This is a genomic window from Bradyrhizobium campsiandrae, from assembly GCF_014529705.1.
Lineage (GTDB): Bacteria > Pseudomonadota > Alphaproteobacteria > Rhizobiales > Xanthobacteraceae > Bradyrhizobium > Bradyrhizobium campsiandrae.
The window spans coordinates 87621-112851 of sequence record NZ_JAANIH010000010.1; the positions used below are offsets into that span (position 1 = coordinate 87621).

Below are 25231 nucleotides of genomic sequence, written 5' to 3' on the forward strand. Positions count from 1 at the left end.
TCGTCGGCGCGAACATCCGCGGTGGCGCCGGCATTCCGTCCCGTTCAGCTCGCTACGCTGGTCGACGCGGTCCCGGCCGGCGACCGCTGGATTCACGAGATGAAATATGACGGCTATCGCACGCTCGTCGCCGTCGGCGGGGGCGAGGCGCGTGCCTATACCCGTTCGGGCCTCGACTGGTCCGGCCGCTTTCCCTCGATTCTCTCCGATGCCCGTAAGCTCAAGGTCCGCTCTGCTCTGATTGACGGCGAGGCGGTCGTGCTCGATCCCGAGGGGCGCTCGAATTTCCAGAAGCTGCAGGGCGCGCTGAAGGGCGCGCCGGCGAGCATCGACTATTTCGCGTTCGATCTGCTCGAACTCAATGGGGATGATCTCACCAGCCTTCCCCTTCTCAAGCGAAAAGCCAAGCTCAAGGACATTCTTCCCGCGAAGGGCACCCACATCCGCTACTCGGATCATATCCAGGGAAACGGCGAGAGACTGCTCAAGAGCTTTTGTGCGGCCGGGCTCGAGGGTGTCGTCTCTAAGCTCGCCAACTCGCGATATGTCGGCGCACGCGCCGGCAGCTGGGTGAAAACCAAATGCATCAAGCGGCAGGAATTCGTCATCGCCGGCTGGACGCCGTCCGACAAGAGCCGCGCCTTCCGGTCGCTCATTCTCGCCGTCCATGACGGCGGCACGCTCCGCTACGCCGGAAAGGTCGGCACGGGCTTCGATACGGCCGAACTCGCGCGCCTGATGAAGATCATGGCGCCACTCGAACAGAAGGCAGCGACGGTCGAGGCACCACGCGCCGAGGTCCGCGGCGCGCATTGGCTGCGGCCGAGGCTCGTGGCCGAGATCGCCTATACCGAGATGACCAACGAGGGAACGCTTCGGCACCCCAGCTATCTCGGGCTGCGCGAGGACAAGAAGCCCGAGGCCGTCGTGCTCGAGACTGAGCATCACGCCGCCGAACTGCCGGCGCCGGCGACAAGCACGGTCGTCATCACAAGCCGCGACCGCGTCATTTATCCGGAAGCCAATATCACCAAAGGCCAGCTCGCCGACCACTATGCGGCTGTCGCCGAGATCATGCTGCCCTGGATCGGCAGCCGGCCGATCAGCCTTGTCCGCTGCCCACAGGGCCGCGCAAAGCAATGCTTCTTCCAGAAGCACGATGCCGGAAGCTTCGGCGAGACGGTTCACCACATTGGGATTGTCGAGAAGGATGGCCACGAAGAGCCCTATCTCTATATCGACGATGCCGATGGGCTCATGACCTGCGTGCAGATGGGAACGATCGAATTCCATGGCTGGGGCGCGCGTATCGAAGATGTCGAGAAGGCGGATCGGCTGATCTTCGATCTCGACCCCGATGAAGGGCTCGATTTTGAGGCGGTTCGCGAGGCTGCCTTCCAATTCCGCGACATCCTGAAATCGATGGGCCTCGAGACGTTTCCGATGGTGACCGGCGGCAAGGGCGTGCATGTCATCGCGCCGCTCACGCCGAAAGCCGAATGGCCGCAAGTCAAGGACTTCGCCTATCGCCTCGCGCAGGCGGTCGCGCAGAACGATCCGAAGCATTTCACTGCGGCGCTTGCAAAGTCCCGGCGCAAGGGGCGCATCTTCGTCGACTATCTGCGCAACCAGCGCGGCGCGACAGCGGTCATGCCCTACAGCGCCCGCACGCGCGCCGGCGCCTCGGTTGCCGCGCCGATAAGCTGGGGCGAGATGAAGACCATCGACTCGCCGGCGCATTTTCACATCGGCGATGCACCGGAGCTGGTGCGCCGCACGAGCTCCAAAACCCTGGCAGGCTGGGGCCGTGCCGAACAAGTTTTGCCCGATATCTAATCCATGAAAATCGCGACCTACAACGTCAATGGCATCAATGGCCGCCTCCCCGTTCTCCTGCGATGGCTCGCACAATCGCAACCCGATATCGTCTGCCTCCAAGAGCTGAAGGCGCCGCAGGAGAAATTTCCGGACAAACCGATCCGCGATCTCGGCTACGACGCGATCTGGCAGGGGCAGAAGAGCTGGAATGGCGTCGCCATTCTCAGCCGCGTCGGACAGATCCACGAAACCCGCCGCGGCCTTCCCGGCGATCCCGACGACAGCCACAGCCGCTATATCGAGGCAGCCGTCAACGGCATCCTGATCGGCGGACTCTATCTGCCGAATGGCAATCCAAAGCCCGGTCCGAAATTCGATTACAAACTTCGCTGGTTCGACCGGTTGATCGCGCATGCCGGCGAACTTCTCGCCACGGGCCAGCCGGTGATGCTCGCAGGCGACTTCAACGTGATGCCGACCGATCTCGACGTCTACAAGCCCGAGCGCTGGCTCGACGACGCTCTCTTCGCTCCCGAAGCGCGCGCAGCCTATTTCCGGCTACTCGAACAAGGTTGGACCGACGCGCTCCGTACGCTCCATCCCGACGAGGCCATCTACACCTTCTGGGATTATTTTCGAAATGCGTTTGCACGAAATGCCGGGCTGCGCATCGATCATCTGCTGCTCAGCCCGCCGCTTGCCGAACGCCTCGTCGACGCTCAGGTCGACGTTGCGGTACGCGGATGGGAAAAGAGCAGCGATCACGCCCCCGTCTGGATCGAGCTTGCGGATGCGACGACATCCGCGAGGCGCGCAGCGCCCCGTCGGCGCGTGACGCCCGTCCGCGCTTGAGGCGTCGTCAACCAACCTGTGCGACAGACAATGTCCCCGCAGGCAGCGGCTTGATCAGCGACTTCGCCGAGATCGCGGGATTGAGCCAGTCAGCCCACGCGGAGCGTTCAAGAATGACGATCTGCCGATCGTGGTAGGGCTTGATATCGGGCCCCGGCTCCATCGTCAGCATCGTGTAGGCCTCTCCGACATCCTTGGTGTCACGCCAGATTCCAGCGATGCAGAAGATCGCCTCGTCGCGCTTCGTGAAAAGCCATTTGTCCTTCTTCTTCTTTCCCTTTTCCGCCGGATCAGTAAACTCGTAGAACCCATCCGCAACAATGAGACAGCGGTTGCTGGTGAACTCGCGACCATCCGAGCGGAAATTATAGACCGGCCGCTTGTTCTGGCCGGGCCAGCTCCACCGGCGCTGCACCAGGTCGGCTTCGTCGCTCGCGCCTTCGACCGGGCGGATGATCGGACCCATGTCGGTGATTTTAATATCTTCGCGAGCCTCGATGTTCGGCGAGCCTTCGCTGAACCGGATTTTGATCTTGAGATCGGCGAAGTCCTCGACGATCGAGGCGACATCCACCATCAGCCGATAGTCATTGCACATCGCTCCCCTTTCCTGGCATTGCACTGGCGTGGTGTTCCTATTATGTTCTAAAATGCCATGACCGTGAAGGCCTTCAATTCTGATGCACCACTCGACGAACGCCGCGTCATCGTTCGACGCTCCGGCGACGAGGTCGAGATGGTCGAACTGCCGTGGGGCCTGAAGCCGGGCGAGACCGGCGCACGCCCCTGCACCGTCGTACGCGGCGAGGGGCGAACCTTTCCCAATCATCGTTGCCTCGTCCCGGCCACCGAGTTTCGCCATCGTAGCAATGGTAAAGACTACAGCTTCAGGCTTGCGAATGGTGACTGGTTTTATTTTGCCGGAATTTGGCGGCCGGCGACGCGCGACTGGCCCGAGGCCTATGCGATCATCACCATCGAATCGAACGGCGATATCGCGCCCTATCACGACCGCCAGATGGCGGTGCTACGTCGAAATGAGCGTATGGGCTGGCTCGATGCCATGCGCCCCGAGGCGGACATCTTGTGTCCCCTGCCGGCCGGAAGCTTTCGTGTCTCTCGTTTTCACTACGCCCGCGACCAATCCATGCTCGCGCTTTGACGACGTTGTGCCGTGGCAACGGAGTCGGACATCATCCAGCGCAAGATTATCCATGTGGACATGGACGCCTTTTATGCGTCGGTCGAACAGCGTGACGATCCGCACTTGCGCGGACGACCCGTTGCCGTCGGCGGGTCGGAGGCGCGTGGCGTCGTCGCGGCAGCGAGCTACGAAGCGCGTGCTTTCGGTGTTCGCTCGGCGATGGCATCGATCACGGCCAAGCGCCGGTGTCCCGACCTCATCTTCGTGCCACCAAGATTCGATGTGTACCGTGCGGTGTCGGCGCAGATCCGCGAGATCTTCGCCGAACATACCGATCTGATCGAGCCGCTCTCACTCGACGAAGCCTATCTGGACGTGTCGGAGAACAAGCACGGCATTCCGATCGCGAGCGAAATCGCGACCATCGTCCGCGCGCGCATCAAGGAGGTCACGGGCCTCAATGCCTCCGCCGGCATTTCATATTGCAAATTCCTTGCGAAGATGGCGAGCGACCTCAACAAGCCGAACGGCCAGGCCGTTATCACACCCAGCAAAGGCCCATCTTTCGTCGAGGCGCTCGCGGTGAAGAAATTCCACGGCGTCGGGCCTGCGACGGCGGAGAAGATGGGCCGGCTTGGCATTCACACCGGCGCTGATCTCAAGGCGAAACCGCTGGCCTTCCTGCAGCAACACTTCGGAAAAGCGGGAGGCTGGTACTATCGAATTGCCCGTGGAATCGACAATCGGCCCGTCGAGCCCGATCGGCCGCGCAAATCGATCGGCGCGGAAGACACTTTTCACACCGACCTGTTCGACAGCGCGAGCGTGTATTCTGAAATCAGCGCTCTTGTCGCGAAGGTTTGGCGTCTCTGCGAAGCGAAGCAACTGCGGGCGCGCACGGTGACGCTGAAGGTGAAGTACGCCGACTTCCAGCGGATAACGCGAAGCCGCACCGTCTCGCAGCCGTTTCAAAGCGCGGCGCAAGTCGACGAGCTATCGCGGGCGCTGCTCGATCCCTTGTTCCCGGTCGAGAAGGGAATCCGGCTCGTCGGCGTCACGGTCTCCTCGCTCGAAGACGCGGCCGAAATCTCTGAAGGGCAACTCGCGCTGCTCTAAAGTGCGAAGGCGCGAAAGCGCCGGCTGAAACGCTTCCGGAGGGAGAGCGTGGCCGTTGGCCGCGCGGTCCCGGTTGGGATCGGCAGCCCGCCTGCCGGCCGGGGACGATCTGGATCGGCGATTGCTGCGGAGTGTGACGGCGGCCCATCGCGGGAAGCCGCGGCGTTCCCAGCAGCTTCCGGCGAGGGAAAAGGACGTAGCACACAGGTCGTCTTGCCCGCCGCGAACCAATCCCGCTCTTCAGCGATGGCGTCCTGGCCCTCCTCCGGATCTTCCACGATCAACCCACAAGGGGTCGGCTAGCAAGCTGCCGCCACTGCGGCTGCGCCTTCGCGGTGATCGCGACCGGAGGCGGTCCATCGAGGAGCCATCGAGCGGGAATTGGCCCGCTCCGGATGGAGCCTTCGAGATGTCGCACGATCTTTCACTTGCCCAGAATCACGCGTTCCAGCTTGCCCGCACCCTCATGGTCCCGGTGACGCTCTTCAAATCCGGCGATGCCTATGGTGCCCTCCCCTCCGACGAGCTCGACGACGCCGACGATCTCGAACTGATCCACGAATTCGACCCCTACGAGCGCGGCCCGGCTCACTGAGCCGGTTGCGCTGGCGCCGAGCAGCGCGGTGCCTCGACTATCGGCAGAGCCGATCCCGCAGCGCGCTGCAGAACCAAGAAAGAATGGGCCAGCCATAACGTCGAGCCACGGCCATCTCTCTCTCATTGATGGCCGATCATACCGGCAGTCGGGCCGCGTCAAGGACGCGCGGTTGCCCCCAATTTTCCGCCGCTGCCCGTTGGGCGCCGTCAGAAAATCGGCACCCCCGCGCGCCGGCTCTGCCGGTCGCCTCGCGATCCCTGACCCGTCCCTCCAACACCTGGTGCGTGCCTCCGTCATCGAGACGAAGGAGGTTCATATGGAAGACATTCGTGACATCTACGCCGAAATCGCAGAACTCCGCGCTGAGCTTGCGCATTGCATCCTGACGCGCAGGGAGCGCCGCGAAACGCAGCTGCGGCTTGTTCAGGCGCTCACCGAAGCCGACCATCGGCAGCGCGAAGCGGAGGTGACTTAGGCTCCTTATTGTGTCGGCGTTGGCACCGGGTGTTGCCGCATCCGGAAGGAAGCGCTTCCGTCTCTCGGGTGAAGGCCCCGCCTCTCGGCGGACCCGTCGTCGATTAAGTGTAGAGGTGGCGGGTCAGAGCGACACGCAGGAGCCAGCCTTCGCCATCCGGCCAGCATGTCAGGTGTTGTGGGTGTGGAGTCTGGATTGTCGAGTGGGACGGCCGAGAAATCGTGCGAACCGGACATCGCGCGCCGGGCGGCCGCGGTGCCGCGATATTCGCGCGAAGGCGGGTGGTCGCGGAGCCCTTGCCGGAGACGGTTGCGGTCGGCGCGATCGACGCCGGCCTGAAGGGGCAAGTGCACCGTGATGTTGCCGTCGAATGCGATAACGGTGTCGATATGTGAGCCTGTCATCATTCCCGAGGTGTTTGCGAAAGCCACCCCCAACACGAGCCCGATTGGCCTGGTCTGACCGAAGGACGAGCACGCAAGCGTCCTCTCGATCTTGTCCCCGCAACGTCCTGCGACGACTTTTTTCCGCCGCCTTCGGCTTTGCATCGCGAGACAAAAAAGCCGTCTCCGGCCGCCTTCCACTGCGTTGCAGCCCTTCGGGTGCGGGTCGATCGCCTCCGGCCTCACGACCGCCATCGGGTCGCGATGGGCGCGGCCCTGAAACAAGGGAACGAGACAATGGCTAACATCGGCACCTTCACCTCGAACGGCAACGGCTTCACGGGCACCATCCGCACCCTGACCTTGAACGTCAAAGCTCGGCTGGTCCGCATCGAAAACCCCTCCGACAAGGGCCCGCACTTCCGCATCTTCGCCGCAGCGAATGCCGAGCTCGGCGCCGCTTGGCAGAAGCACTCCGACCAGACGGACCGCGACTACCTCTCGGTCAAGCTCGACGATCCGAGCTTCCCCGCCCCGATCTACGCGACCCTGGTCGAGGTCGAAGGCGAGGAAGGCCTGCAGCTGATCTGGTCTCGGCCGAACCGTGACTGACCCGGGCGACGAGCGGGCCCCGCCGTGAGGCGGGGCCTTCGCCATGCTCGCGTCGCGCCTGGCAGCCGCTAGTTGCGATCTGCAGCGCCAACATCGTGATAGCCACGCCGCCTTTTTGCACGCTCAAGCTGGCCTAGAGCGACGGAGGCTTCCTCGGGCTGGTCGAAGGTCTCCATCATCGACTGGCCGGTGGTTCCGATGCGCCCCCAGTTCCGGATGACCGACGCGCCGCCGAACAGCGTCGGTTGAAGCGCGAGCGCGTAGAAGCGCCGCATGTTTCGGGCCGGCTCGACGCGATGCAGATGGAGCTGTTCAGGAACCTCGTTGGCCATGACGTGAGTCTCGCTTCCTTTAGAAGCGGCGTCCAACGCCTTTCATGAATCAATCTGCGCTGACCGATTCATCAGCCTGATCAGTCAGTCGCACCAGTTTCGACGCGGGCCGCCCCAAGGGCGAGCGAGCCCTTCGGCGATCAATGGCGCGCCAAGCGAGTGGCCAGCCCGCCTTACCACGCGCAGCTTGCAGCCTAAACGGTCTTCGTCCCGGTCCGCGGCGACGAGAGAGAACGGACCGGCATTGAGTAAATCGAGGAGTCTGCGCTTGGCCGCCTCTCCCTTCATCCGCTCTGTCTCGCAGTGCGGCGGGCTCAGTTCGGGAGCATCGATATCCGCTATGCGGATCTTGACCCGCAGATGCCAGAAGGTGTCGCCGTCGACGACGCAGGTCGCGCGCCGCGCTTCGCCGCATATCGAGAACGTCGCCGCAAGGCTGTCCGGATAGGAGGCGGGCAGCGGCCGTTGTGTCGGACTGGCCCGAAAGGGTGGATCCGAGGCGAGCGTCGTCGCCGCAACCAGCAGCATTCCCGCGGCCAGCATCATCTCGGTCTTTATGAAACTTCTCCCTTGATCGATCGAAGCCGGCGATCTCCTCTAGTCTCGGGTCCTTGCTGGAATGTCGATCATGCAGGTCAGACCCTGGAGGCATTCGCCCTTGCGCTTGGCTTGGGCGATCAAGATTTTGGCGAGCCGCCTGCGGCGGACGGCTCTATTCGCTTCGCTCACGGAGCCCGCAGGCGGTCTCCGCCGGGTCCGGTGACGATCCTCTCGCGAGACCATTTAAGCCGAGGTCAAGCCGATGCCCCTTTTCGGCGGCCTTACGGCGCGATCGCCTCCGATCAAGTACGCACCCATCGGGGTCGCGATGCCCGCCGCCCGAGAAGGGCTACGTTTATCGAGGTCGAATGCCGGACAGCCCTTCGGTCATCTGCTCTCGTCCGAACCGCGACTGAGACGCCACGTAGAAGGTCCCGCCGTGAGGCGGGGCCTTCCCAGACAAGTCAGCGACGATGGCCAGCGTTGGATCGGCAAGACACCGACGGATGCGGCCCGTGCCTTAGGCGGCCGGTAGGTTGGTCAAAATCGCCACTGCGCTGGCTTATGCCTGCGCAGGTTCGGGATGAACAAAAGCTCCACCCCCGCCGATTCTTGGCGGTATGGTGGCCAGAGCGGGACAAGGCGGCGGATCGTCGTCGTCATCGCGCCGGCGGCGGGATACGATGCGAGACCATTTTCTCAGCGCGGAGCGGCGACGCCGCTCCGGCGGCATATGCCCCAGCCCAAAGGCTGGGTTCGTCGAAAGCGTGAGGCTGTCGAATGTGTCCAGCGCCTTCAGAGCGCGCAGAATCTCGTCCACCTCGACAATAGAGCCATCCTCTAGCTGACGCAGCGATGGAGAGCCCGGAACTGCGCGGGCGTCAGACGCCCAGGAGGCTAACAGGGCCCGCTTCTCAGCACGGCTCATCTCCGGATCATTTATAACGTCATCAGGCTGCTGGAATATCGGATGTCCAGCGCCGCGGCGTGCTTTATGGCGATCAATGTTTGAAAAGCTGCTATATTCAGTCATCTCCGTTTCTCCGCAATTCGTGACACCCGGATAGATCGGGAGGCAAATCGCAGGGTTTAGGTTTGGTCGACGGGCTCAGGCAGCTTTGCGCTGCGGCTCCGTATCCTGGCTGATCTGCTTCGTCTTGCCGTTGTCTTCCGCCGATGGGGCGCTGCGCGTCGAGCCGATGGCGATCCGGCGAGGCTTCAACTCCTCGGGAATCTCCCGCACCAGATCGACCGACAGCAGGCCATTCTCCAACGTAGCATTGGCGACCTTGACGTGGTCGGCAAGCTTGAACGCTTGTTTGAAATCGCCGATCGCCAACCCTTGGTGAAGAATCTGCCTATTCTCCTGGCTCGGCCTTTTCTGTCCCGTCACGATGAGCTCAGGACCGTCCTGGGTGAGCTCCACCTCATCCGGGCTGAAGCCGGCGATTGCCATGGTGATGCGGTAGTCGTTGTCGCTCTTCTTCTCGATGTTGTAAGGCGGCCAGTCTGAGCGCACGCTGGTATCGAGCATGTCGAGAAGGCGATCGAAGCCCACCGTCGAGCGGTAAAGGGGCCTATAATCGAAGCTTCTCATAGCCATATCCTCCGTAAAGCAACATGGATTACAAGCAGCGTCACAGCGTCTCTGCGACGCCTATTGGTCGGGCCGAAGCCCCGACGCAGAAGGATTTGGGAGAACCAAAAACTCAGTTCAAGAGAGCAAACCGAGATTTTTTGAACGATGTTTACGTTCAAGCAGCCGGATCGATGACGTCGGAGCGGATGCCGTAAACTACACCCTCCGACGGCGAGCCGCCGTCCGAATGGGCTCGACAAACGACACACTCAGCCCCGCCGGGAGCCCGGACGGCCTTGCCGCTTCGCTCATCAAAGCGCCCACCATCTCGAATCAGGCGCCGTCCCAAGGCGCGGCTTTGGGATTGACGTCATTTTACCGCCAGGACGATCTTGCCTTGAATGTGCCCCTTGGCAGCTCGCTCGTGCGCAAGCCGCGCGTCGGCAAGGGCATAGGTGCTATCGAGGACGACCCGGATCGTGCCTGCAGCAAGCAAGCTTCCAATCTCCGCCAGCTGCGCGCCACTCGACCGGACCTGAGTCGCCGAGACCGTGACGCCCAGCTTTTTCGCATCCTCCGCGCCGGTGAAGCCAAGAGGAAAGACAGGAAACAGTGCGCCGCCCGGCTTCAGCGTGCGCAAAAACCGTCCGGTGCCGGGTCCGCCCACGGCGTCGACCACAAGATCGACGTCATGCGCCACGTCCTCGGGAGGCGTCTTGGTGTAGTCGATGAACGCGTCGGCGCCGAGTTCGCGCAGAAGCGCCTCGTGCTTGCCCGACGCCACGGCGATGACATGGGCGCCTTTCAGCTTGGCGATCTGCACCGCGAAATGTCCGACGCCGCCAGCCGCTCCATTGACGAGAACGGTCTTGCCTTCCAACGGTACCGGCACATGCGGATACGGTTGTAGCGGGTTGGGCGCGTCGTGCCCCAGATCGACCAGAAACTGCCACGCGGTGAGCAGCGACATTGGCGCCCCCGCAGCGTGCGCATGGTCGATCCCGGCCGGCTTGATCGCGACTTCGGAAGCCGGCACGCTGACATACTGGGCGTAAGCCCTGCTGTCGCCAGCGAGGCCCGAGGGAAATCGGACCATCGAATAGACCTCGTCACCCACGGAGAAACCTTCGACATCGCCGGCCACGGCCTCGACGACGCCGGAGATGTCGGTCCCGAGGATGAGCGGGAACGACACCCGCGGCTGCCATTCGGGCGGAAGCATCTTGTAGCCCTCACGCAGATACCAGTCGGGTGGATTGAGGCCGACGGCGTGAACCCGGACCAGCACTTCGCCTGGCTTCAACTCAGGCTTCGGGGCATCCTCATAGACCAGCACCTCGGGACTGCCGAACGCGTGCTGCCGGATCGCCTTCATTGTATCGGTCATCATAATCTCCTTTCGCCGTTCGGTGCTCAGACAGCGATATAATTCCAGTCCCGGCATTGATAATCTGCTCCAATGGCGCTTCAATAGTGCCATGAAGGAACAAATGCTTTTGGAGCGGTTGACCGGCCTGATCGCGTTTGCGCGTGCTGGCTCGATGGGTAGCTTCACCGCCGCTGCGCGCTCCCTGTCGATCTCGCCCTCGGCCGTCAGCAAGAGCATCCAACGTCTTGAGCGGCATCTGGGGGTTGCGCTCTTCACCCGCACGACCCGGTCGCTGGCGCTCACGGCGGAGGGTCGCGATCTGCATGAGCGAGCGCTGCGGCTGCTGGGCGAGGCGGAAGCGATCGAGCAGGCGGCGATGAGCGCGCGCTCGGAGCCGTCTGGCACCTTGCGGGTGGCGGCGTCGCTGCCGATCGGACTGCATGTGATCGCGCCCGCTCTGCCTGCGTTCCGAAAGCGTCATCCCAAAGTGACGGTCGATCTCAGACTGACTGACCGGATTGTGGACATCATCGAGGAAGGCATCGACGTCGCAATACGCATCGGCGATCTTGCGGATTCGCGCCTGTTGTCGCGGAGCCTTGCCCCGTATCGACTCTGCTGCTTTGCGTCACCCGCTTACCTTGCGGCGCGCGGCGCGCCACAGCACCCCGACGATCTGGCGGGGCACGACCTCGTCAACCTCCGCTATCAGAACACGGGTCAGAGCTTTTGGTGGCCCTTCCAGATTGGCGGCGAGGAGATCGAATTGGCGCCCACCGCCGGCATCGTCATCGACGTGAGCGATGCGGTCGCCGTCACGCTCGCGGCCGGCGGCGGCATCGGCATCAGCGCGACCTTCATCGCAGCGCCTTATGTCGATCGCGGCGCGCTTGTCCCTGTGCTTGCCGCCTTTGCGGTCGAGCGACACAACATCACGGCCGTGTGGCCCGAAAGCCGCCGCGCAAATCCTGCCGTGCGTGCTTTCCTGGACCTGTTGCAGGACGTTTTCCAAGAGCGGCTGACGGCCACGGCGAGCCTGTCGGAAGAAGGGCGCCACGCTGCCGGCCCACAGGCGACAGCGAACGGTTCTTAGGGACGAACATCGCGATAGACGCTAACCCCTACTGCGGCCCACATGGGTATACTGCTGGACGGGTAGCCCAGCACTACCGGCTTGGTTATCCACGACTGCGAGGAGCAGGCCGAGCGCCTCGATGGATCCCGGCGCTCGCTTTTTTGCGGCCTGCTCGGGAGCGGTGTTTTGTTCGCAAAGCTGTCAGGCGACCTCCCGTCTCACCTCGGCCTCGTCAAGGCGATGTAACCGAGCCGTCGGGCACACGCGTTGAACGATTTCGCAAAGGTGCTGGTGATGCGTGAGGTAAATCACCTGGCCGACCTGGGCCATTTCCGCGAACAAGCGAAATGCCTCCTCCGCGCGGAAATCATCGAACGTCTCCATGATATCGTCGGCGACGAACGGCACCGAACTGCGAGCGCGGGCAAACTCGTGATAGCCGGCGACGCGTAGCGCGAGGTAAAGCTGGAAGCGCGTGCCTTTCGAAAGCTTATCGGCGGCCTTCGAACCGCCCTCTGCTGAAATCGCAATCAGCGTATCGCCGTCCTTGCCGGGCTGGGCGATGAGGCCGGTATAGGCGCCGCGGCTGATGGTTCGGAACGCCTCCGACGCACGCGCCATCATCGAACTGCGATGGCGCTCGCGATAGCTGGCGAGCGCCTGCTGCGTGGCTGAGATGCCGGCACGTAGTTGCAGATATCGCGTGGCGCCATCCTCAATCTCGAGCAGGGTCGTCCGTCGGCGCTCCTCGATGATGGCGACCCTGGCGTCTCCACCGATCGCCTCGACCCGATCCTCGGCGGCGGACTTCGCCGCGAACAGTTCATGACAACGCTTGTCCTGGTCTTCCGCTCGGGTCGTCAATTCCGTGAGCTCGGCCTCGAGTGCCGGCCTGTCCGCTTGATCGAGCGCCGCCTCCGCACGCTGGATATCCGATGCACGAAGAGCCTCGATGATATCCTTTTCCGCCTCACGAGCTTGGTTCATGAGGTCGGTTCGTCGCTCGATATCGGACAGCTTCCGGGACACCTCCTCCAGAGAGCCAACCGCGAAAAACGCCGTCATCCGCTGCTTCTGTTCGTCATGAACGGCTTGCGATTCTGCAAGCTCACGCTGGCGCGCTTGTGCCTCCCCGGTCCGCTGCGTCAGGCTGGAGCGCTGGTCGCGGGCCGCCGTGGCACTCCGGACCGTTTCGACGACACGCTGGGCCAGCTCCAGGACGGCGTCGGGACCCGGTTCAATCCCGAGAAGCCCCGTGAGTGCCGCAACCTCCTCGCTGAACGCGAGCTGGTCCCGTTCCATCTTGTGGATGCGGTCGAGAAGGGCAGCACGCTTCTCAATGGTCGGGGAAAGCTCAGTGATCGCGGCGAGCACCTCGCGCACTGCGCCGACCGCCGGGGTCTCGGGTCCCTCGCCGAGCCAGCATCCACGGCATTCCGCCGCCCACGCCTCTGCCCAGCCCTTCTCGTCCGATGTGGCACGCTCCGCGGCGCGTTCCCGCGCAACAACATCTCGGCGACGCTCGTCGAGCTCGACTTGGAGACGGCGCAGTTCGGCTTCCCGATCGAGCGAGGTTTGGGCCATCCCGAGCACGGCATCAAAGCTCGCGTCAGGAGCCGGCGCGAGATCCGCACCCGCCATCGCGGTCGTAAGCCGTTCGGAGGCGGCCGCCGCATCACGCTCAGCAGCAGCAATGTCCCGTTCGGCGCTCTGTAATGCGGCACGCGCCTCAAGCGTCTTTTCCCGCCGGCTGATCCACGCCTCAAGCTCCGCAAGCGACAGTGCCTTGGGGAAGCAGGCGGCTATCACGCCGGCCTCTGCGATGACCTCGGCGTCAATTGCCCCTAAGGCCGCATCGGCTTGTTGGGCGAGTTCAACGGCGCGCGTCAGATCCGTCTCCGCGACGGCAAGCGCCTGTTCGGTCTGATGCAGCTTCGCGAGCTCGCCCATGTGCGAGAACCGCCCTGCAGTCACAATGTCGTCGTGGCGCAAGACGGCTTCGAACGTATCTGCAGAAGCTGTGTCGAGCGCCCGACGGTGCGCGGCCCAAGCCTGCTCACGTTGCGAACGTACTTCCGCGGCTTCGTGATCTGAAACAACGCCGGTCGTCGATGCGAAACTGGCCTTCTCGGCTTCGAGACGCCTGACGATCGTGGTCAGGCGTTGCACCTCTGCATCGCAGCGGGACTTTGCCGACACTGCCTCCCCGCGGGTAACCTTCCAATTCTGCAGCGTATCCGGGCTCGGGCAATTCATGGCGACTAATTCATCGCCGGTGCCCTGCCAGGGACGAAGTGCGACGAGTCGGTCATTGAGCGCATCAAGGGCAGCCGCACGATCGCGCTCCGCCAGCCGGCGACGAACATGATGGTCCGCTGAGCGAAGTGCTTCGATCACGACGGCCAGCTCTGCAAAAGCGCGCTTTCGCTCCGCCTGGACCGTAGGGTCAGCACCGCCCTCGGGCAGCTTCGCCGCAACGTCATCCAGCCGGCGCCGCGCCTCGGCAAGCTCGTCGGATGCGTTCCGGCTGGCGGCCTTGATCCCCGAATAAGCTTCGACCAGATCGCGCAGTCTGCCGATGGTCGCGGAGCTCAACACAAGCCGCTTGGGCTCGGTCTCTTCGGGCCGCTCGATGCGCTGAAGAATTCCGGCGATAGCCAAGTCGAGCTCGCGCAACTGCAGGCGTCGCTCAGGAAGATCCTTTTCAGCGGTGACGTACCGTGCGCGCAGGTCGACAAGCCGCTCTACGCGGTCGGCAGTCCGCAAGGCTGTCTCGTCCACGATGACGGCCCGACCCTCGTCGGCAAGTTGGCCTATCTCGTCGGCAACCGCGCTGATTTTGACACCAAGCTCGATCTCCTGCTTTTGGAGCCGCGGCACTTCGGCTACCCACCCCTGCGGTGCCTCCGGAATATCCGCCAAGGGTGCGACCCGTGCTCGAATGCCCCGTAGAGCCGTGAGACGCGGTAATGCGGTGAGATAGCCCCGGATCTCATCGACGCGCCGCTGGACCTCGGCTCGTTCCTTGACCGCTTCATCGTATTGAACGGTTGCCCGGTCCCGGGTGTCCACCAGCCGAGCGTGATCCGTGGCTAGTGTGTCAAACTGCTCGCGCTCAGCTTTGAGTTCGGCGAGGCGCGACTTCAAATCCGCGAGTGCTCCGGACCTAGCCCGGTATTTGTAGAAGCTGTCAGCATCTGCCGTCAGGTCGACCAATCTGTCGCTGAGGTGCGAGAGGCCTGCACTGGCCGAGAACAACAATTGGCCGAGATCCCCCTTGCTTGCAAGGATGCTCTCGCCGCCTTTTTCGAGCGTTTCATCATCGAGCGAGAACATGGTCCGATAGGCATCCCGCTCGATGCCGCCGAGTTCGCCGCGGATCGCGGCTTCTGGAACGCTGCGATCATGGCCGTCGACCAGGCTGTTCTGCGAGCGTTTGAGACGTGCGAACTCCCTTGTCTCCGCTCCGATATCCAGAGCGGCGCCGATGCGCATGGTCGGATAGGGGTGAAGGAAGTTGAATGGGCTCTGCGAACCGATCCCGAACAACAGGTCCAGGAAGGCAGCAAACGCGGTTGATTTTCCCGCTTCGTTTGGTCCGTAGATGATATGCAGGTCCGGCTGTCCATTCACCCGCTCGCCGAAGTCGATTCTGCGATCGGTGAATTTGCCATATCGGGTCAGGTCAAGGCGGCGAAGTCGCATGCATCACGCTCCTTCGCCCGGAGCTTCAAGACGTGCCATGACGCCCTCTGCGCCGTCGCGCGCCAGCTGGGCGACCGCCTCCCGGAAAGACGCCTCGTCCTTGCCGAAAATGTCGCGACATTCCTGCGGCAACTGAGCCCTGATCTCTTCGGCGATGCCTGCAAGTTCATTCTGAAAGGCCGCGGAATCGAGGACGTCGTCTTCGATCAAGCGATGCAGCTCCCTGAGCGGGTCGCCCGATGTCTCGCTCCGCTGTTCTCCGGGACGGCATGCGATTTCGAGCTGCTCGACCCAGCAGCTGCCGATCACCGAAGCCCGGTCATCGGCCTCGGTTTTCAGCAAGTCGCCGTCGCGTCGAATGCGCCATGCCAGCGGCGTCGCACCAGTCACTCGCACGCGAGCGACAAGGTGCTCTGCCCGGGCAGCAGCCCGTTGGTTCTCGAGCGCGCGCGTCACTGCGGACACCAGCTCGCGCCAATCGTCCATTCCCGTGGCATCGACGGACACGCGTTCGAACTGCGCGACACTTGTGACGCGCTCCTCAAGATGGATCGAGCGATCGTCCGAGATGGTGACGAGCGTCACGGATTTCGGCCCGGCTTCGTTGATGTCACGCCCCTGCGGCATGCCGGGCATCACGATCGCGCAGGTGCCTTCGGTCGCCGAGCGCTTGTGAACGTGGCCGAGCGCCCAATAATGAAATCCTGACGCCTGTAGATCGGCCGGGCTGCACGGGGCGTAGAGGTCATGGCCGGGAGCGCCGCCGAGGCTCGTGTGCATGATGCCAATATTGACCGCCCCATCCACGACCGGCCGATAGCGCCCCAGGAGGCTTTCCGGGGCATGAGGTTGAGCAAAGCTCAGGCCATGGACGACGACGGGGACGCGTCCGGGCGCGCGATCGATCGCGATAGCCTCCCCTCGCCCGCCGAAGATCTTCACGGAATCCGGCAGCACCAATTCCTTGGTGATCTTCGACAGCGCGTCGTGGTTGCCGCGGATGATGAAGACACGAATGCCAGCCTGGTCCAGGCGCCGGAGCTGCTCGGCCAGGAAGCGGGCCGTTTTCATCGAGGTCTGATCGCCATCGTAGAGATCGCCGGCGATCAGCAGCGCGTCGACCTGCTCGTCCAGGCACAGATCGATCACCCGGACGAAGGCGCGCCGGGTGGCGTTACCGATCAGCTCAGCCAACTCGGAATGCCGCAGCGCAAGCGAGCGCAGCGGTGAATCGAGATGAATGTCTGCGGCATGGACAAATCGATACGTCACCCTCGCCTACCCCTGCATTTATGGCTTGCTCGCATTGGGTGGACCTTACGCGCCGGTCAATCGGCGTGATATTGAAATCGCCGAGGAACGCCGGGATAACCGCGAAATTCACAGAAACAGGGGGAGAATGATAACTTTGTCTACGCGATAGGCCTCTAAATTTGAACCCGTAGCCAGGCGGGAAGTCTTTGAGATCGCGTTAGATTTCGGGGCAATTGCCGCAATCCTTCTGTACCTATACTCGTGTGACGTCGTATTGACATCCAGAACAAATCGAGAGCTTGGCATGGCGCGCGACAGATGGTACCGCAATATCAAGCTTACAGGCAGATTTGTTATCGTGTTTCGCGATATATGATCCGATGTCTCGGACGCTGCTCCCTACACGCTGCTCGATTGCAGCATGATGTGACGGCCTATGCGACGCGTAGGAGTGCCTGTAAGCCTTCTTTCTTCGGTGCTTCACGTTGAGCCTCACGGATCTTCGCGCCACGCGAACCAGACACGAAGTGGCAGCGCTGCTGCGCTATCGCCCAAGCGCCGTGTCGTTCATCGTCCACGCAACGCCGCCGGCGGCCCGCTACATCACCTTCGATATTGCGAAGCGAAGCGGCGGTGTCCGCACCATCGATGCGCCGAACGACCGTCTGAAAGGGCTGCAACGCAGCCTTTCGAAACTGCTTTATGAATGCCTGCGCGAGATCGAAGCAAAAGATCCTCGCCGCAACAAACTCTCCCATGCGTTTCGTCCCGGCGCTTCGATCATCAGCAACGCTAAGACGCATCACCGGCGTCGCTACGTGCTGAACCTTGACCTGAAGGACTTTTTTCCGGCTTTCAACTTCGGCCGCGTTCGCGGCTTCTTTCTGAAGAGCGAACACTTTCGTCTTGCGGAGCCGGTAGCAACGCTTTTGGCTCAGATCGCATGCAAGGACGGAAAGCTGCCGCAGGGCAGCCCGTGCTCGCCGGTCATCACTGAGTTGATGACGCACTTTCTCGATATCCGGCTGGTGAAGCTGGCGGCGAGGCATAAATGCACTTACACGCGCTACGCGGATGACATCACAATCTCCACGAACCAGCGCGAGTTCCCATCGGCGCTAGCCGAATTGGACGGGGCCGAGTGGAAGCTCGGCGAGGAGCTTGTGTCGCGCATCAATGACGCCGGCTTTGAGGTGAATGACGCCAAGACGCGCATGCAGCTTCGCGGAAGTCGGCAGATGGTGACAGGGCTTACCGTCAACGAGAAGGCCAATGTAGCGCAGACATACTACAAGCGGGTTCGCGCGACAGCGCATCGCTTCCTGACAACGGGGGCATATGAACTCAACGGGGTGGCTTGCAACTCCGTGCCGCGCCTGGAAGGCATGATCAATCACATCTATCATGTGCGCGAGCGGCAGATCGACATTGCGATCGCGAACGAAGGCAACAAAGAGAAGCAGCATAAGCTGCACGCCGAGCGCACGAAGATGAAGAATGAGTGGCCCTCGGCGATCCGCGTCGTCTACTACGAACTCATTTTCTTCAAAAGCTTCATCAACCCGCCGCGGCCGTTGATCATCTGCGAAGGGCCAACCGATCCTGTGTACCTGAAGAGCGCCATCCGGCGGCTTGCTGCCGCGCACCCACTTCTTGCGTCAGTCGTGGGAGGCAAGCCTGAGCTGAGGGTGAATTTTTTCAAGTATTCTGATCAGGCGCGTGACTTCCTTCAGCTGCGAGGGGGCTCCGGCGATTTGCTGCGCTTTCTGATTTCCTGGAAGGACGCCTTTAACCGCTACGAGTTTCGCCCGGCCGAGCATCCGGTCATCGTTCTCATCGACAACGATGATGGGGCGAAAGAGATTTTCAGCTACCTCAACAACAAAAAGAACTATGGCCTAGATATCGCGTGGGACAAGCATGACCTGTTTTTCCATCTCCACGGACCCCTCTATCTGGTGAAGACGCCGGCGCTCGGCGCGAACCTCATGTCTTGCCCCGAGGATTTCTTTGAACCTGCCGTTCTGGCGGAAAAGCTCGACGGCAAATCCTTCAACAAGGAAAACAAGATCAATCCCGCGACCGAGTATGGAAAAGCTGTGTTCGCAACGCGGGTCGTGAGGCCAAGGGCCGGGTCGATCAATTTCGCCGGTTTCACCCCATTGCTCGAACGGATCGAGGCCGTGATCCGGGACTATGCGGCACGAAAGGCCGCGGCGGCGGCTCCAGTGCCAGCGATCGCAGCCGCCGCTCCCACGCCGTGACGTTGCGATGGTGGGCTTTCGCTGGGTGTAGAAGCGATGGGACGATTTCGGAGTCGCGTTAGCTGCATAGCTAGGTTCTCGCGACCGATGAGATCCCAGAATCAGATTGCTGGCACTTGGTAGAGTGAAAAGCCCGCGGGCAGCGAGGCCGATCTCCAATCCATCGCAATAGCTACGCTGTAACGCGCGCGGGTGAGCGCAACATAAAACTTTGCTCGGCTTTGTGCCGCCAGCTTGCTGTCCGGATCGGCAAGCCATTGCTTCATCGGATCCGTTGGCAGGATCACGACGTGGTCGAATCCACGTCCCTTGGATTCTCCAAAGTTCACCGCCTGCGACGACGGGTCGACGCCCCTGCTGGTGACCTTGTCGCGCAGCTGCACGGGTCTGACGGTCGCCAGATAATGATCATAGTCTGCGATCCTCAAGATGAATACGCCAGCGCTGGCCGGCAGAGGGCGACGGCACGAGGCACACTCGCAAGCCTGAGTGGCAGCAAACCCGGGGAATAGCCGTGACGACACCGCACAGATGGCCTCGCTGTTACGGTGCGATCGGTTCAGGCTTACCTCGTCAATCTCGATCTTCAGCTTTTTGGGCAGCGACCGTAAAAAGTCTGCGATGCCGCCGTCGGCATATTTTGCGAAGCGGCGCTCGTAATGGGTCAGGTAGGTCACCTGCCGAGGATCGCCAACCATCAGCAGGCGGACCGGGCTTCGCGCCAGCGCTTCGATGATGTCGAGATCATAGCCAGCGAGGTCCTGGACTTCGTCGATGAAAACGTGAGGGAACACCCGGCTCAGCCTGTCGACGACCGCGCCGCCGCTCTGCTCGTTGCATCGGATCACCAACTTGGACAGCTTGTCCGAGAAGACCTGTCCACGCCGATCAAAAAAGTGGTTTGCGATGTCTCCTTCGGGCCAGGTCACCGCGATGCCCCGGCTGTTGGTGTAGCGAATGGCCGACTGGGCTTGGACCAATGCCATGCCTTTGACCAGAAATTCAAACACAGCACCCTGAAACGGCTTCACGCCATGGGTAATCAAGAGACTGAACCAGGTCATGATCACCACGTTCGACGGAACATGGCCAACGACGTCGAAAAATTTCTGGCGGATCTCCGCCTCGTTGGATTCGGTGTAGGTGGTGATCAGGACCCGCTGGTCCCTAATCTTAAGTGCCTCTTCGACGAGGTAGGTGGTCTTGCCGGAGCCGGCTGCCGCGATGACCAGCCTATTCTGGCCAATCACGGCGCGATCGCCCGGGTAATGTAGTCAGGATAGGTAATCGCCGTTTTCGAACTGAAGATGGCCAGTGCGCAATCGGTTTTGTTGGCGCGCATATGAAGGTGGAGTTCATCGTCTGTCTTGGCAGCGGTCCCGAGCATCTTGTTTAAGGCTTCTCGACCGTTCGCCTTCAAGATTTTTGGCTCAAGCGTGTTGTAATTGAAGGGCTTTTCTTTGACCGTCAGCCCACCCGTGTCGACGTCGGGGTCGAAGCAAATCCTGATCGACGGTTGGCCATCGAACGCGGCGTACTTCTTCTGCACTGCAGCGGTGTCGCCGTCGTTGTCGGTCACCACGGCCGCCGGGATTTTCAACGCCAGCGCTAGCTCGAGGAAGCGCAGGAAGGCCGTACCGACCGAGATGACGTCAATCCCGTCCTGAATAGGCAAGCGCCCGCCATTGGCGTCCATGTAGGCCCGCTGGACCACCAGTTCGTCGGAGTCGCCTTCCACCAGGATCGCCTTCTTGGCCAAAGCCAGGCGCAAGGTGTCGTACCCTGCAAGTTTCTTGAAGAAGTCGCTGGCCTGCAGCTCCGAAATCCGGACTACCTTGCCCTCGCGCAGCACGATCAGATGGTCGAGGCCGAGCTTGTTGGCCACGAAGCTGCTGTGGGTCGAGATGATGATCTGCTTCTCGCCGTGCTGGGCAGTTAGGTCAGCGATCAATTCGTTGAGCCGAGCGTGCGACAGATGGTTTTCCGGCTCCTCCAGCAGGATGGCCGTGGCCTCGGCGTTTTTCTTGGTGCTGAGGGCGAGCTTAGTTTTGATCACGCACTGCTCACCCTTGCCGATGTACTGGAAAGGGATGAAGTCGATGTAGGTCATCAGACTGCTTTCCCAGGCGGTCTGGGACGACAGATCGACAGAGATGGAGACGGACTTCTGACTAATTTTCGCGGCCTTAGTAATCCGATCGTTGATCAGCTTCAGGTTCTTGTCCTCGACGAAAGCCTCCTTCAGCTTTCGGTGCGCCTGCGAGATCGAAGCGCGCTCGGTCTCCTCCAGCACGTCACGGATGATCCGCGAGACATAGACGTCGGACCCGTTTTGAAGCCGGGCGCTGGATGAATCAATCAGCGCGGACTTGATCGGAATGTTGCGCGAGGTGATCCCCTTGCGCGCGAACGACCGCATGGTCGCAGCATAGTATTCTACGGGAATGGAGGTCAGCTCCCCGGCCGCCACGAGCGCTTCGTAGGGACCCTTGTAATTCTCCTCGTCGAACTCGACGCGATATATCACGCCGCTTGCCTTAATCTTCTCGGAATTCCCGTCGCCCTCGAGCTCGGCCAACTCGCTCGAGTCTCCCGAGAAGAACAGCTCAATGGTGATCGCCGGCGGCGGTAAGGGTGACCCGGTCTTCAGGCTGGCGACGTACTTCTGCTGCGCGGCCAAATTAAAGAGGTAGCTGGTCAGATCGTTTTTGAGCGGGCGGCCGTTTAGCATCCCGGTCAAGCCCAAGTGGATCGCCTCCAGGATCGTGGTCTTTCCGGACTCGTTGCCGCCGACGATGACGTTCAGGGCATCGTTGAGCGCGAGAGAAAACGTCTCCTCATAGCACTTGAAGTTGGTGATCTTTACCTTGGCGATCTTCATGCGCCCTCGATGCTGAGTTCGTGAAACGCCGCACCCGCGAATCGCGACATAGGCGATATTATCACCACTGGCCAATCCGACGGGTCGTTCAATCTAGGCGATCATCCTCATCAACGAGTCCGCCGGGAGCGATGGGAATATCCCCCGCCAACAACTTTTCCTTGCTGAGCAGGCCGGCGTCCTCAAGCGCTTCCATGTCCGGCAGGTCGCGTAGCGTGTTGAAGCCGAAGTGCGACAGGAAGCCGTTGGTCGTCACATAGGTGTAGGGCGCGCCCGGCTGCGGGCTGCGAGGTCCGGCCGCGATGAAGCCGAGGCCGCGCAGGTGGCCGATGGTGTCGCGACTGACCTCCTTGCCGAAGAACTGCGACAGCTCGCTGCGGGTGATCGGCTGGTAGTAGGCGATGCAGGCGAGGATCAGGTTCTCGGCCTGCGACAGGGACTTGTCGGCGCCGCCGCCGATCGCCGTCCGGATGGTATCGCCGAAATTCTTTCGGGTGCGGTATTGCCAGCCGCCGGCGACGGAAACGAGCTCGTAGGGCCGGCCGCGCAGCTCGTCTTGGATGTCGTCAATGATTAGGTCGAGATTGCAATCGCGGCCGACGACGCGCGACAGCACCTCGCGCGTCACCGGCGCCGGCGAGGCGAAGATCACCGCCTCGACGCGGCCCATCCATTCGCGCCAACGCAGTTCAGGCGGCAGGTCCGCGAGGTCGAGGTCGAGATCCGTCTTTGCGCGCGCCCGCCGTCCCATGTCAGAGCCCGTACAATCGGAAGGTCGGCCGGCCGGTCAGCTCGCGGACGGCGCCGAGCGCCACCAGGCGCTCGAACAGGCGGCGCATGCTGCGGTCGCTCGCGGTCTTGCCGGCGCCCGCGGGCTGCGCATCCTCCATTATCAGGATCGCCACCATGGTGTCGGCGTCCTTGCCGCGCAGCTTCGGCGCCGCCGCCAGCAGGCGATCGGCGCGCCGCGCCAGCTCGACATAGAGATCCGCCGCGCTTGCAGCCGCACGCGCATAGGCCTGGGCGCAGGCCCTCGGCCAGGCTTCATCCGCCACGTTGGATTTCACAGCCACGCGCAGATCGCCGCGGCGGATCTGGCTCGCGATCAGCGGCACCGCCATCGGCCATTTCAGGCGCTGGGCGAGCATCATGTCGGCGAGCCACAGGGCAAGCGGCTCGCTTTGCGGCACGAAGCGCAGGCTGGCCGCCGCAATCTCTGCGGCGGCCGCGACGGCATTCCCCTGCCCGGTCATCAGCTTGTCGGCCTGGGCGACGACATCCTCGAGCGCGTCGCTGAAGCGCACCTCGAACAGCGCCGACAACCGCAGGGTCCAGTCTTTCGACGCCATGGCGCTGCGCTCGCCGAGATGCCGCCAGGCTTTCAGGATGCGCCCGCCCGGGCCCGGATCGTCACCGTCGCGGCGCAGATACCAGGCGTCGCGCAGCGCCGCCTCGTCCTCGGTGCGTCCGCCGTGCCGGGCCAGCACCGCGGCGTTCGACAGCGACAGCCGATGCCGCCACAATGATCCCAATGGATGCTCGCTGCGCGCGATCGGATGGATCGCGGCGAGCGCGGCGCCGGCCGAAAACATCGCGTCATCAACGCTCTCGGACGTCACGCCCTGCCGCACCCAGCCCGGAAACGGCGGGAAGGTCGGCGGGGCATCGGGCATGAGTCGCGCGCGTGAGGCCATGATCGAGCCTATCTCCACGCGGCGCTTTTCGCCACCCAAATCGCACAAAACCGCCGCGCCTGTCGGAAAATAAAAACGACCGATAATGTTGCATTATCGGTCGTTTTGCTCTTTATATAAAGAATGGCCCAAAACGTCGAGCAGAAGCCGAGAAATTACGTCGATCGACCCTCCGGACCGTCCCACGGCACGGGGCCAACGGATGACGTTTCGGCGGCGCGGCCGTCGGCCGAGCTCAAGGACGACCTGCCGGATATCATCGACGTGGTCATGGAGATGGGAAAGATACCGGAGGAGCCGCCGGCGGAAGCCGAAGCCCTCCGCTATGGCTCCGGGCGTTCGTCGTTCGGAAAGCCAAATCGTTGGCTTTCCGCCGGCGATGCCGACCACTCCTCACCCCCTCCCCTTCCGGTCGTGTCGAACCCGCGCCTGCCGGCGCATCTCGACGCGCTCGCCGATCGGGCGCGTGGCTATGTCGAGGCGGCGAGTTCAGCCAACACGCGCCGCGCCTACGCGGCAGACTGGAAGCATTTTACCACCTGGTGCCGCCGGCAGGGCGTCGAGATGTTTCCGCCCGATCCGCAGGTGGTCGGCCTCTACATCACCGCATGTGCGTCCGGAAAGGCAACAGGCGACAAGAAGCCGAACTCCGTGTCGACGATCGAGCGCCGGCTCTCCTCGCTGACGTGGAATTATGCGCAACGCGGCCAGGCGCTGGACAGGAAGGATCGCCACATCGCCACGGTCATGGCCGGCATCCGCAACACCCACGCCTCCCCTCCCCTTCAGAAGGAAGCCATCCTCCCGGAAGACCTGATCGCGATGCTGGAGACCTTCGACCGCGGCACGCTACGCGGTCTGCGCGATCGCGCCATGCTGCTGCTGGGCTTTGCTGGCGGTCTGCGCCGCTCAGAAATCGTCGGTCTCGACGTTGCCAGGGATCAGACCGAGGACGGACGCGGTTGGGTCGAGGTTTTCGACAAGGGCGTTCTGGTGACGCTACGCGGCAAAACCGGCTGGCGCGAGGTTGAGGTCGGTCGCGGCTCGTCTGATGCCACCTGCCCGGTCGTTGCTCTGCAGACTTGGCTGAAACTCGCTCGCATCGCCCATGGCCCCCTGTTCCGGCGCGTCACCGGCCAAGGCAAGGCGGTGGGCTCTGAGCGGCTGAACGACCAGGAGGTGGCACGGCTGGTCAAACGCGTCGCATTGGCCGCTGGCGTCCGGGGCGACCTGTCGGAAGGCGAACGGGAGCAAAAGTTCGCGGGGCATTCGCTGCGCGCTGGCCTCGCGTCCTCGGCCGAGGTCGACGAACGCTACGTGCAGAAACAGCTCGGCCACGCATCCGCCGAGATGACTCGCAAATACCAGCGCCGGCGAGATCGCTTCCGGGTCAATCTCACCAAGGCGAGCGGGCTGTAGGGCCAAAACCCCCTCCCCTTCTGTGCCAGCTGCATCTAGGCATCACATAGGCACGACAGGTAGTTACGAATGAGTTCCATGCCAAAGTCTGATACAGTGGGGCTGATGGAATTTCTAGGAA

The 25231-nt window shown here is 62.5% G+C and carries 22 protein-coding genes; 10 read left to right on the forward strand and 12 right to left on the reverse strand.

Annotated features, from left to right (window positions below):
- The first annotated feature begins 21 nt into the window (after positions 1 to 21).
- Both ligD and xth read left to right on the forward strand, forming a co-directional pair.
- Complete coding sequence (gene ligD / locus G8O24_RS09720; RefSeq protein WP_202988751.1) at positions 22 to 1836, forward strand: DNA ligase D; 1815 nt, start codon at positions 22 to 24, stop codon at positions 1834 to 1836.
- 3 nt (positions 1837 to 1839) lie between these two features.
- Entirely contained in the window at positions 1840 to 2670 is an 831-nt protein-coding gene (gene xth, locus G8O24_RS09725; RefSeq protein ID WP_006023677.1) for an exodeoxyribonuclease III, read from the forward strand.
- A 7-nt stretch (positions 2671 to 2677) separates the two neighbouring features.
- Here xth and G8O24_RS09730 read toward each other — a convergent pair whose 3' ends face one another.
- A complete protein-coding gene (locus G8O24_RS09730; protein WP_006023676.1) occupies positions 2678 to 3268 on the reverse strand; it encodes an SOS response-associated peptidase family protein in 591 nt (196 codons plus the stop codon).
- A gap of 57 nt (positions 3269 to 3325) precedes the next feature.
- Between G8O24_RS09730 and G8O24_RS09735 the strand changes: the two genes are divergently transcribed.
- The 5 genes from G8O24_RS09735 (at position 3326) to G8O24_RS09755 (ending at position 6998) form a co-directional block, all read left to right on the forward strand.
- Positions 3326 to 3832 carry an SOS response-associated peptidase family protein gene (locus tag G8O24_RS09735; protein ID WP_024921644.1) on the forward strand — a complete coding sequence of 169 codons (507 nt, stop codon included), beginning with the start codon at positions 3326 to 3328 and terminating at the stop codon, positions 3830 to 3832.
- Between the two features lie 12 nt (positions 3833 to 3844).
- Entirely contained in the window at positions 3845 to 4930 is a 1086-nt protein-coding gene (gene dinB / locus G8O24_RS09740; RefSeq protein WP_006023674.1) for a DNA polymerase IV, read from the forward strand.
- 409 nt (positions 4931 to 5339) lie between these two features.
- Positions 5340 to 5525, forward strand: a complete 186-nt coding sequence (locus G8O24_RS09745) for a hypothetical protein (RefSeq protein ID WP_006023673.1) — start codon at positions 5340 to 5342, stop codon at positions 5523 to 5525.
- 319 nt (positions 5526 to 5844) lie between these two features.
- Entirely contained in the window at positions 5845 to 6003 is a 159-nt protein-coding gene (locus tag G8O24_RS09750) for a hypothetical protein (protein ID WP_006023672.1), read from the forward strand.
- Between the two features lie 680 nt (positions 6004 to 6683).
- Positions 6684 to 6998, forward strand: a complete 315-nt coding sequence (locus tag G8O24_RS09755; protein ID WP_006023671.1) for a DUF736 domain-containing protein — start codon at positions 6684 to 6686, stop codon at positions 6996 to 6998.
- Positions 6999 to 7066: 68 nt separating this feature from the next.
- On the opposite strand, the gene G8O24_RS09760 is transcribed toward G8O24_RS09755, so the two are convergent.
- From G8O24_RS09760 to G8O24_RS09780, 5 genes are all read right to left on the reverse strand, one after another.
- A complete protein-coding gene (locus G8O24_RS09760; RefSeq protein ID WP_188098627.1) occupies positions 7067 to 7330 on the reverse strand; it encodes a WGR domain-containing protein in 264 nt (87 codons plus the stop codon).
- 84 nt (positions 7331 to 7414) lie between these two features.
- Positions 7415 to 7876 carry a thermonuclease family protein gene (locus tag G8O24_RS09765; protein WP_006023669.1) on the reverse strand — a complete coding sequence of 154 codons (462 nt, stop codon included), beginning with the start codon at positions 7874 to 7876 and terminating at the stop codon, positions 7415 to 7417.
- Between the two features lie 556 nt (positions 7877 to 8432).
- Entirely contained in the window at positions 8433 to 8903 is a 471-nt protein-coding gene (locus tag G8O24_RS09770; RefSeq protein WP_006023667.1) for a hypothetical protein, read from the reverse strand.
- A 75-nt stretch (positions 8904 to 8978) separates the two neighbouring features.
- Complete coding sequence (locus G8O24_RS09775; protein WP_006023665.1) at positions 8979 to 9467, reverse strand: Hsp20 family protein; 489 nt, start codon at positions 9465 to 9467, stop codon at positions 8979 to 8981.
- A gap of 352 nt (positions 9468 to 9819) precedes the next feature.
- A complete protein-coding gene (locus tag G8O24_RS09780; RefSeq protein WP_188098715.1) occupies positions 9820 to 10839 on the reverse strand; it encodes an NADP-dependent oxidoreductase in 1020 nt (339 codons plus the stop codon).
- 88 nt (positions 10840 to 10927) lie between these two features.
- Between G8O24_RS09780 and G8O24_RS09785 the strand changes: the two genes are divergently transcribed.
- Positions 10928 to 11911 carry a LysR family transcriptional regulator gene (locus G8O24_RS09785; RefSeq protein WP_188098629.1) on the forward strand — a complete coding sequence of 328 codons (984 nt, stop codon included), beginning with the start codon at positions 10928 to 10930 and terminating at the stop codon, positions 11909 to 11911.
- Positions 11912 to 12094: 183 nt separating this feature from the next.
- Here G8O24_RS09785 and G8O24_RS09790 read toward each other — a convergent pair whose 3' ends face one another.
- Together G8O24_RS09790 and G8O24_RS09795 are read right to left on the reverse strand one after the other, a co-directional pair.
- Complete coding sequence (locus G8O24_RS09790) at positions 12095 to 15598, reverse strand: ATP-binding protein (protein WP_006023662.1); 3504 nt, start codon at positions 15596 to 15598, stop codon at positions 12095 to 12097.
- A gap of 3 nt (positions 15599 to 15601) precedes the next feature.
- Positions 15602 to 16870: a metallophosphoesterase family protein gene (locus tag G8O24_RS09795; RefSeq protein WP_006023661.1), complete on the reverse strand. Its 1269-nt coding sequence runs from the start codon at positions 16868 to 16870 to the stop codon at positions 15602 to 15604.
- A gap of 467 nt (positions 16871 to 17337) precedes the next feature.
- Here G8O24_RS09795 and G8O24_RS09800 point away from each other — a divergent pair, with 467 nt between their 5' ends.
- Positions 17338 to 19116 (forward strand): retron Ec67 family RNA-directed DNA polymerase/endonuclease, encoded by a 1779-nt coding sequence (locus G8O24_RS09800; RefSeq protein WP_081758779.1) that lies wholly within the window; start codon positions 17338 to 17340, stop codon positions 19114 to 19116.
- Positions 19117 to 19217: 101 nt separating this feature from the next.
- Here G8O24_RS09800 and G8O24_RS09805 read toward each other — a convergent pair whose 3' ends face one another.
- The 4 genes from G8O24_RS09805 to G8O24_RS09820 all read right to left on the reverse strand — a co-directional run bounded on the left by G8O24_RS09805 (position 19218) and on the right by G8O24_RS09820 (position 23691).
- Positions 19218 to 20366, reverse strand: a complete 1149-nt coding sequence (locus tag G8O24_RS09805; RefSeq protein ID WP_188098631.1) for a UvrD-helicase domain-containing protein — start codon at positions 20364 to 20366, stop codon at positions 19218 to 19220.
- Complete coding sequence (locus tag G8O24_RS09810; protein ID WP_188098632.1) at positions 20363 to 21997, reverse strand: ATP-dependent nuclease; 1635 nt, start codon at positions 21995 to 21997, stop codon at positions 20363 to 20365. Before G8O24_RS09810 ends, G8O24_RS09805 begins: the two co-directional genes overlap by 4 nt.
- An 88-nt stretch (positions 21998 to 22085) precedes the next feature.
- Entirely contained in the window at positions 22086 to 22748 is a 663-nt protein-coding gene (gene scpB, locus G8O24_RS09815) for an SMC-Scp complex subunit ScpB (RefSeq protein WP_006023657.1), read from the reverse strand.
- Between the two features lies 1 nt (position 22749).
- Positions 22750 to 23691 (reverse strand): DUF1403 family protein, encoded by a 942-nt coding sequence (locus G8O24_RS09820; protein WP_006023656.1) that lies wholly within the window; start codon positions 23689 to 23691, stop codon positions 22750 to 22752.
- Between the two features lie 123 nt (positions 23692 to 23814).
- On the opposite strand from G8O24_RS09820, the gene G8O24_RS09825 reads away from it, so the two are divergent.
- The gene (locus tag G8O24_RS09825) at positions 23815 to 25110 is read left to right on the forward strand and encodes a site-specific integrase (protein ID WP_188098634.1); all 1296 of its coding nucleotides are present in this window, start codon (positions 23815 to 23817) and stop codon (positions 25108 to 25110) included.
- The last annotated feature ends 121 nt before the right edge of the window (positions 25111 to 25231 follow it).

Bases quoted from the DNA above. Each gene is read 5' to 3' on its own strand.
- G8O24_RS09810 (WP_188098632.1), bottom strand. From the start codon at position 21,997: ATGAAGATCGCCAAGGTAAAGATCACCAACTTCAAGTGCTATGAGGAG.
- G8O24_RS09750 (WP_006023672.1), top strand. From the start codon at position 5,845: ATGGAAGACATTCGTGACATCTACGCCGAAATCGCAGAACTCCGCGCT.
- G8O24_RS09735 (WP_024921644.1), top strand. From the start codon at position 3,326: ATGACCGTGAAGGCCTTCAATTCTGATGCACCACTCGACGAACGCCGC.
- scpB (WP_006023657.1), bottom strand. From the start codon at position 22,748: ATGGGACGGCGGGCGCGCGCAAAGACGGATCTCGACCTCGACCTCGCG.
- G8O24_RS09730 (WP_006023676.1), bottom strand. From the start codon at position 3,268: ATGTGCAATGACTATCGGCTGATGGTGGATGTCGCCTCGATCGTCGAG.
- G8O24_RS09770 (WP_006023667.1), bottom strand. From the start codon at position 8,903: ATGACTGAATATAGCAGCTTTTCAAACATTGATCGCCATAAAGCACGC.
- G8O24_RS09820 (WP_006023656.1), bottom strand. From the start codon at position 23,691: ATGGCCTCACGCGCGCGACTCATGCCCGATGCCCCGCCGACCTTCCCG.
- G8O24_RS09745 (WP_006023673.1), top strand. From the start codon at position 5,340: ATGTCGCACGATCTTTCACTTGCCCAGAATCACGCGTTCCAGCTTGCC.
- G8O24_RS09785 (WP_188098629.1), top strand. From the start codon at position 10,928: ATGAAGGAACAAATGCTTTTGGAGCGGTTGACCGGCCTGATCGCGTTT.
- G8O24_RS09825 (WP_188098634.1), top strand. From the start codon at position 23,815: ATGGCCCAAAACGTCGAGCAGAAGCCGAGAAATTACGTCGATCGACCC.
- G8O24_RS09775 (WP_006023665.1), bottom strand. From the start codon at position 9,467: ATGAGAAGCTTCGATTATAGGCCCCTTTACCGCTCGACGGTGGGCTTC.
- G8O24_RS09790 (WP_006023662.1), bottom strand. From the start codon at position 15,598: ATGCGACTTCGCCGCCTTGACCTGACCCGATATGGCAAATTCACCGAT.
- G8O24_RS09780 (WP_188098715.1), bottom strand. From the start codon at position 10,839: ATGATGACCGATACAATGAAGGCGATCCGGCAGCACGCGTTCGGCAGT.
- xth (WP_006023677.1), top strand. From the start codon at position 1,840: ATGAAAATCGCGACCTACAACGTCAATGGCATCAATGGCCGCCTCCCC.
- G8O24_RS09760 (WP_188098627.1), bottom strand. From the start codon at position 7,330: ATGGCCAACGAGGTTCCTGAACAGCTCCATCTGCATCGCGTCGAGCCG.
- G8O24_RS09765 (WP_006023669.1), bottom strand. From the start codon at position 7,876: ATGATGCTGGCCGCGGGAATGCTGCTGGTTGCGGCGACGACGCTCGCC.
- G8O24_RS09755 (WP_006023671.1), top strand. From the start codon at position 6,684: ATGGCTAACATCGGCACCTTCACCTCGAACGGCAACGGCTTCACGGGC.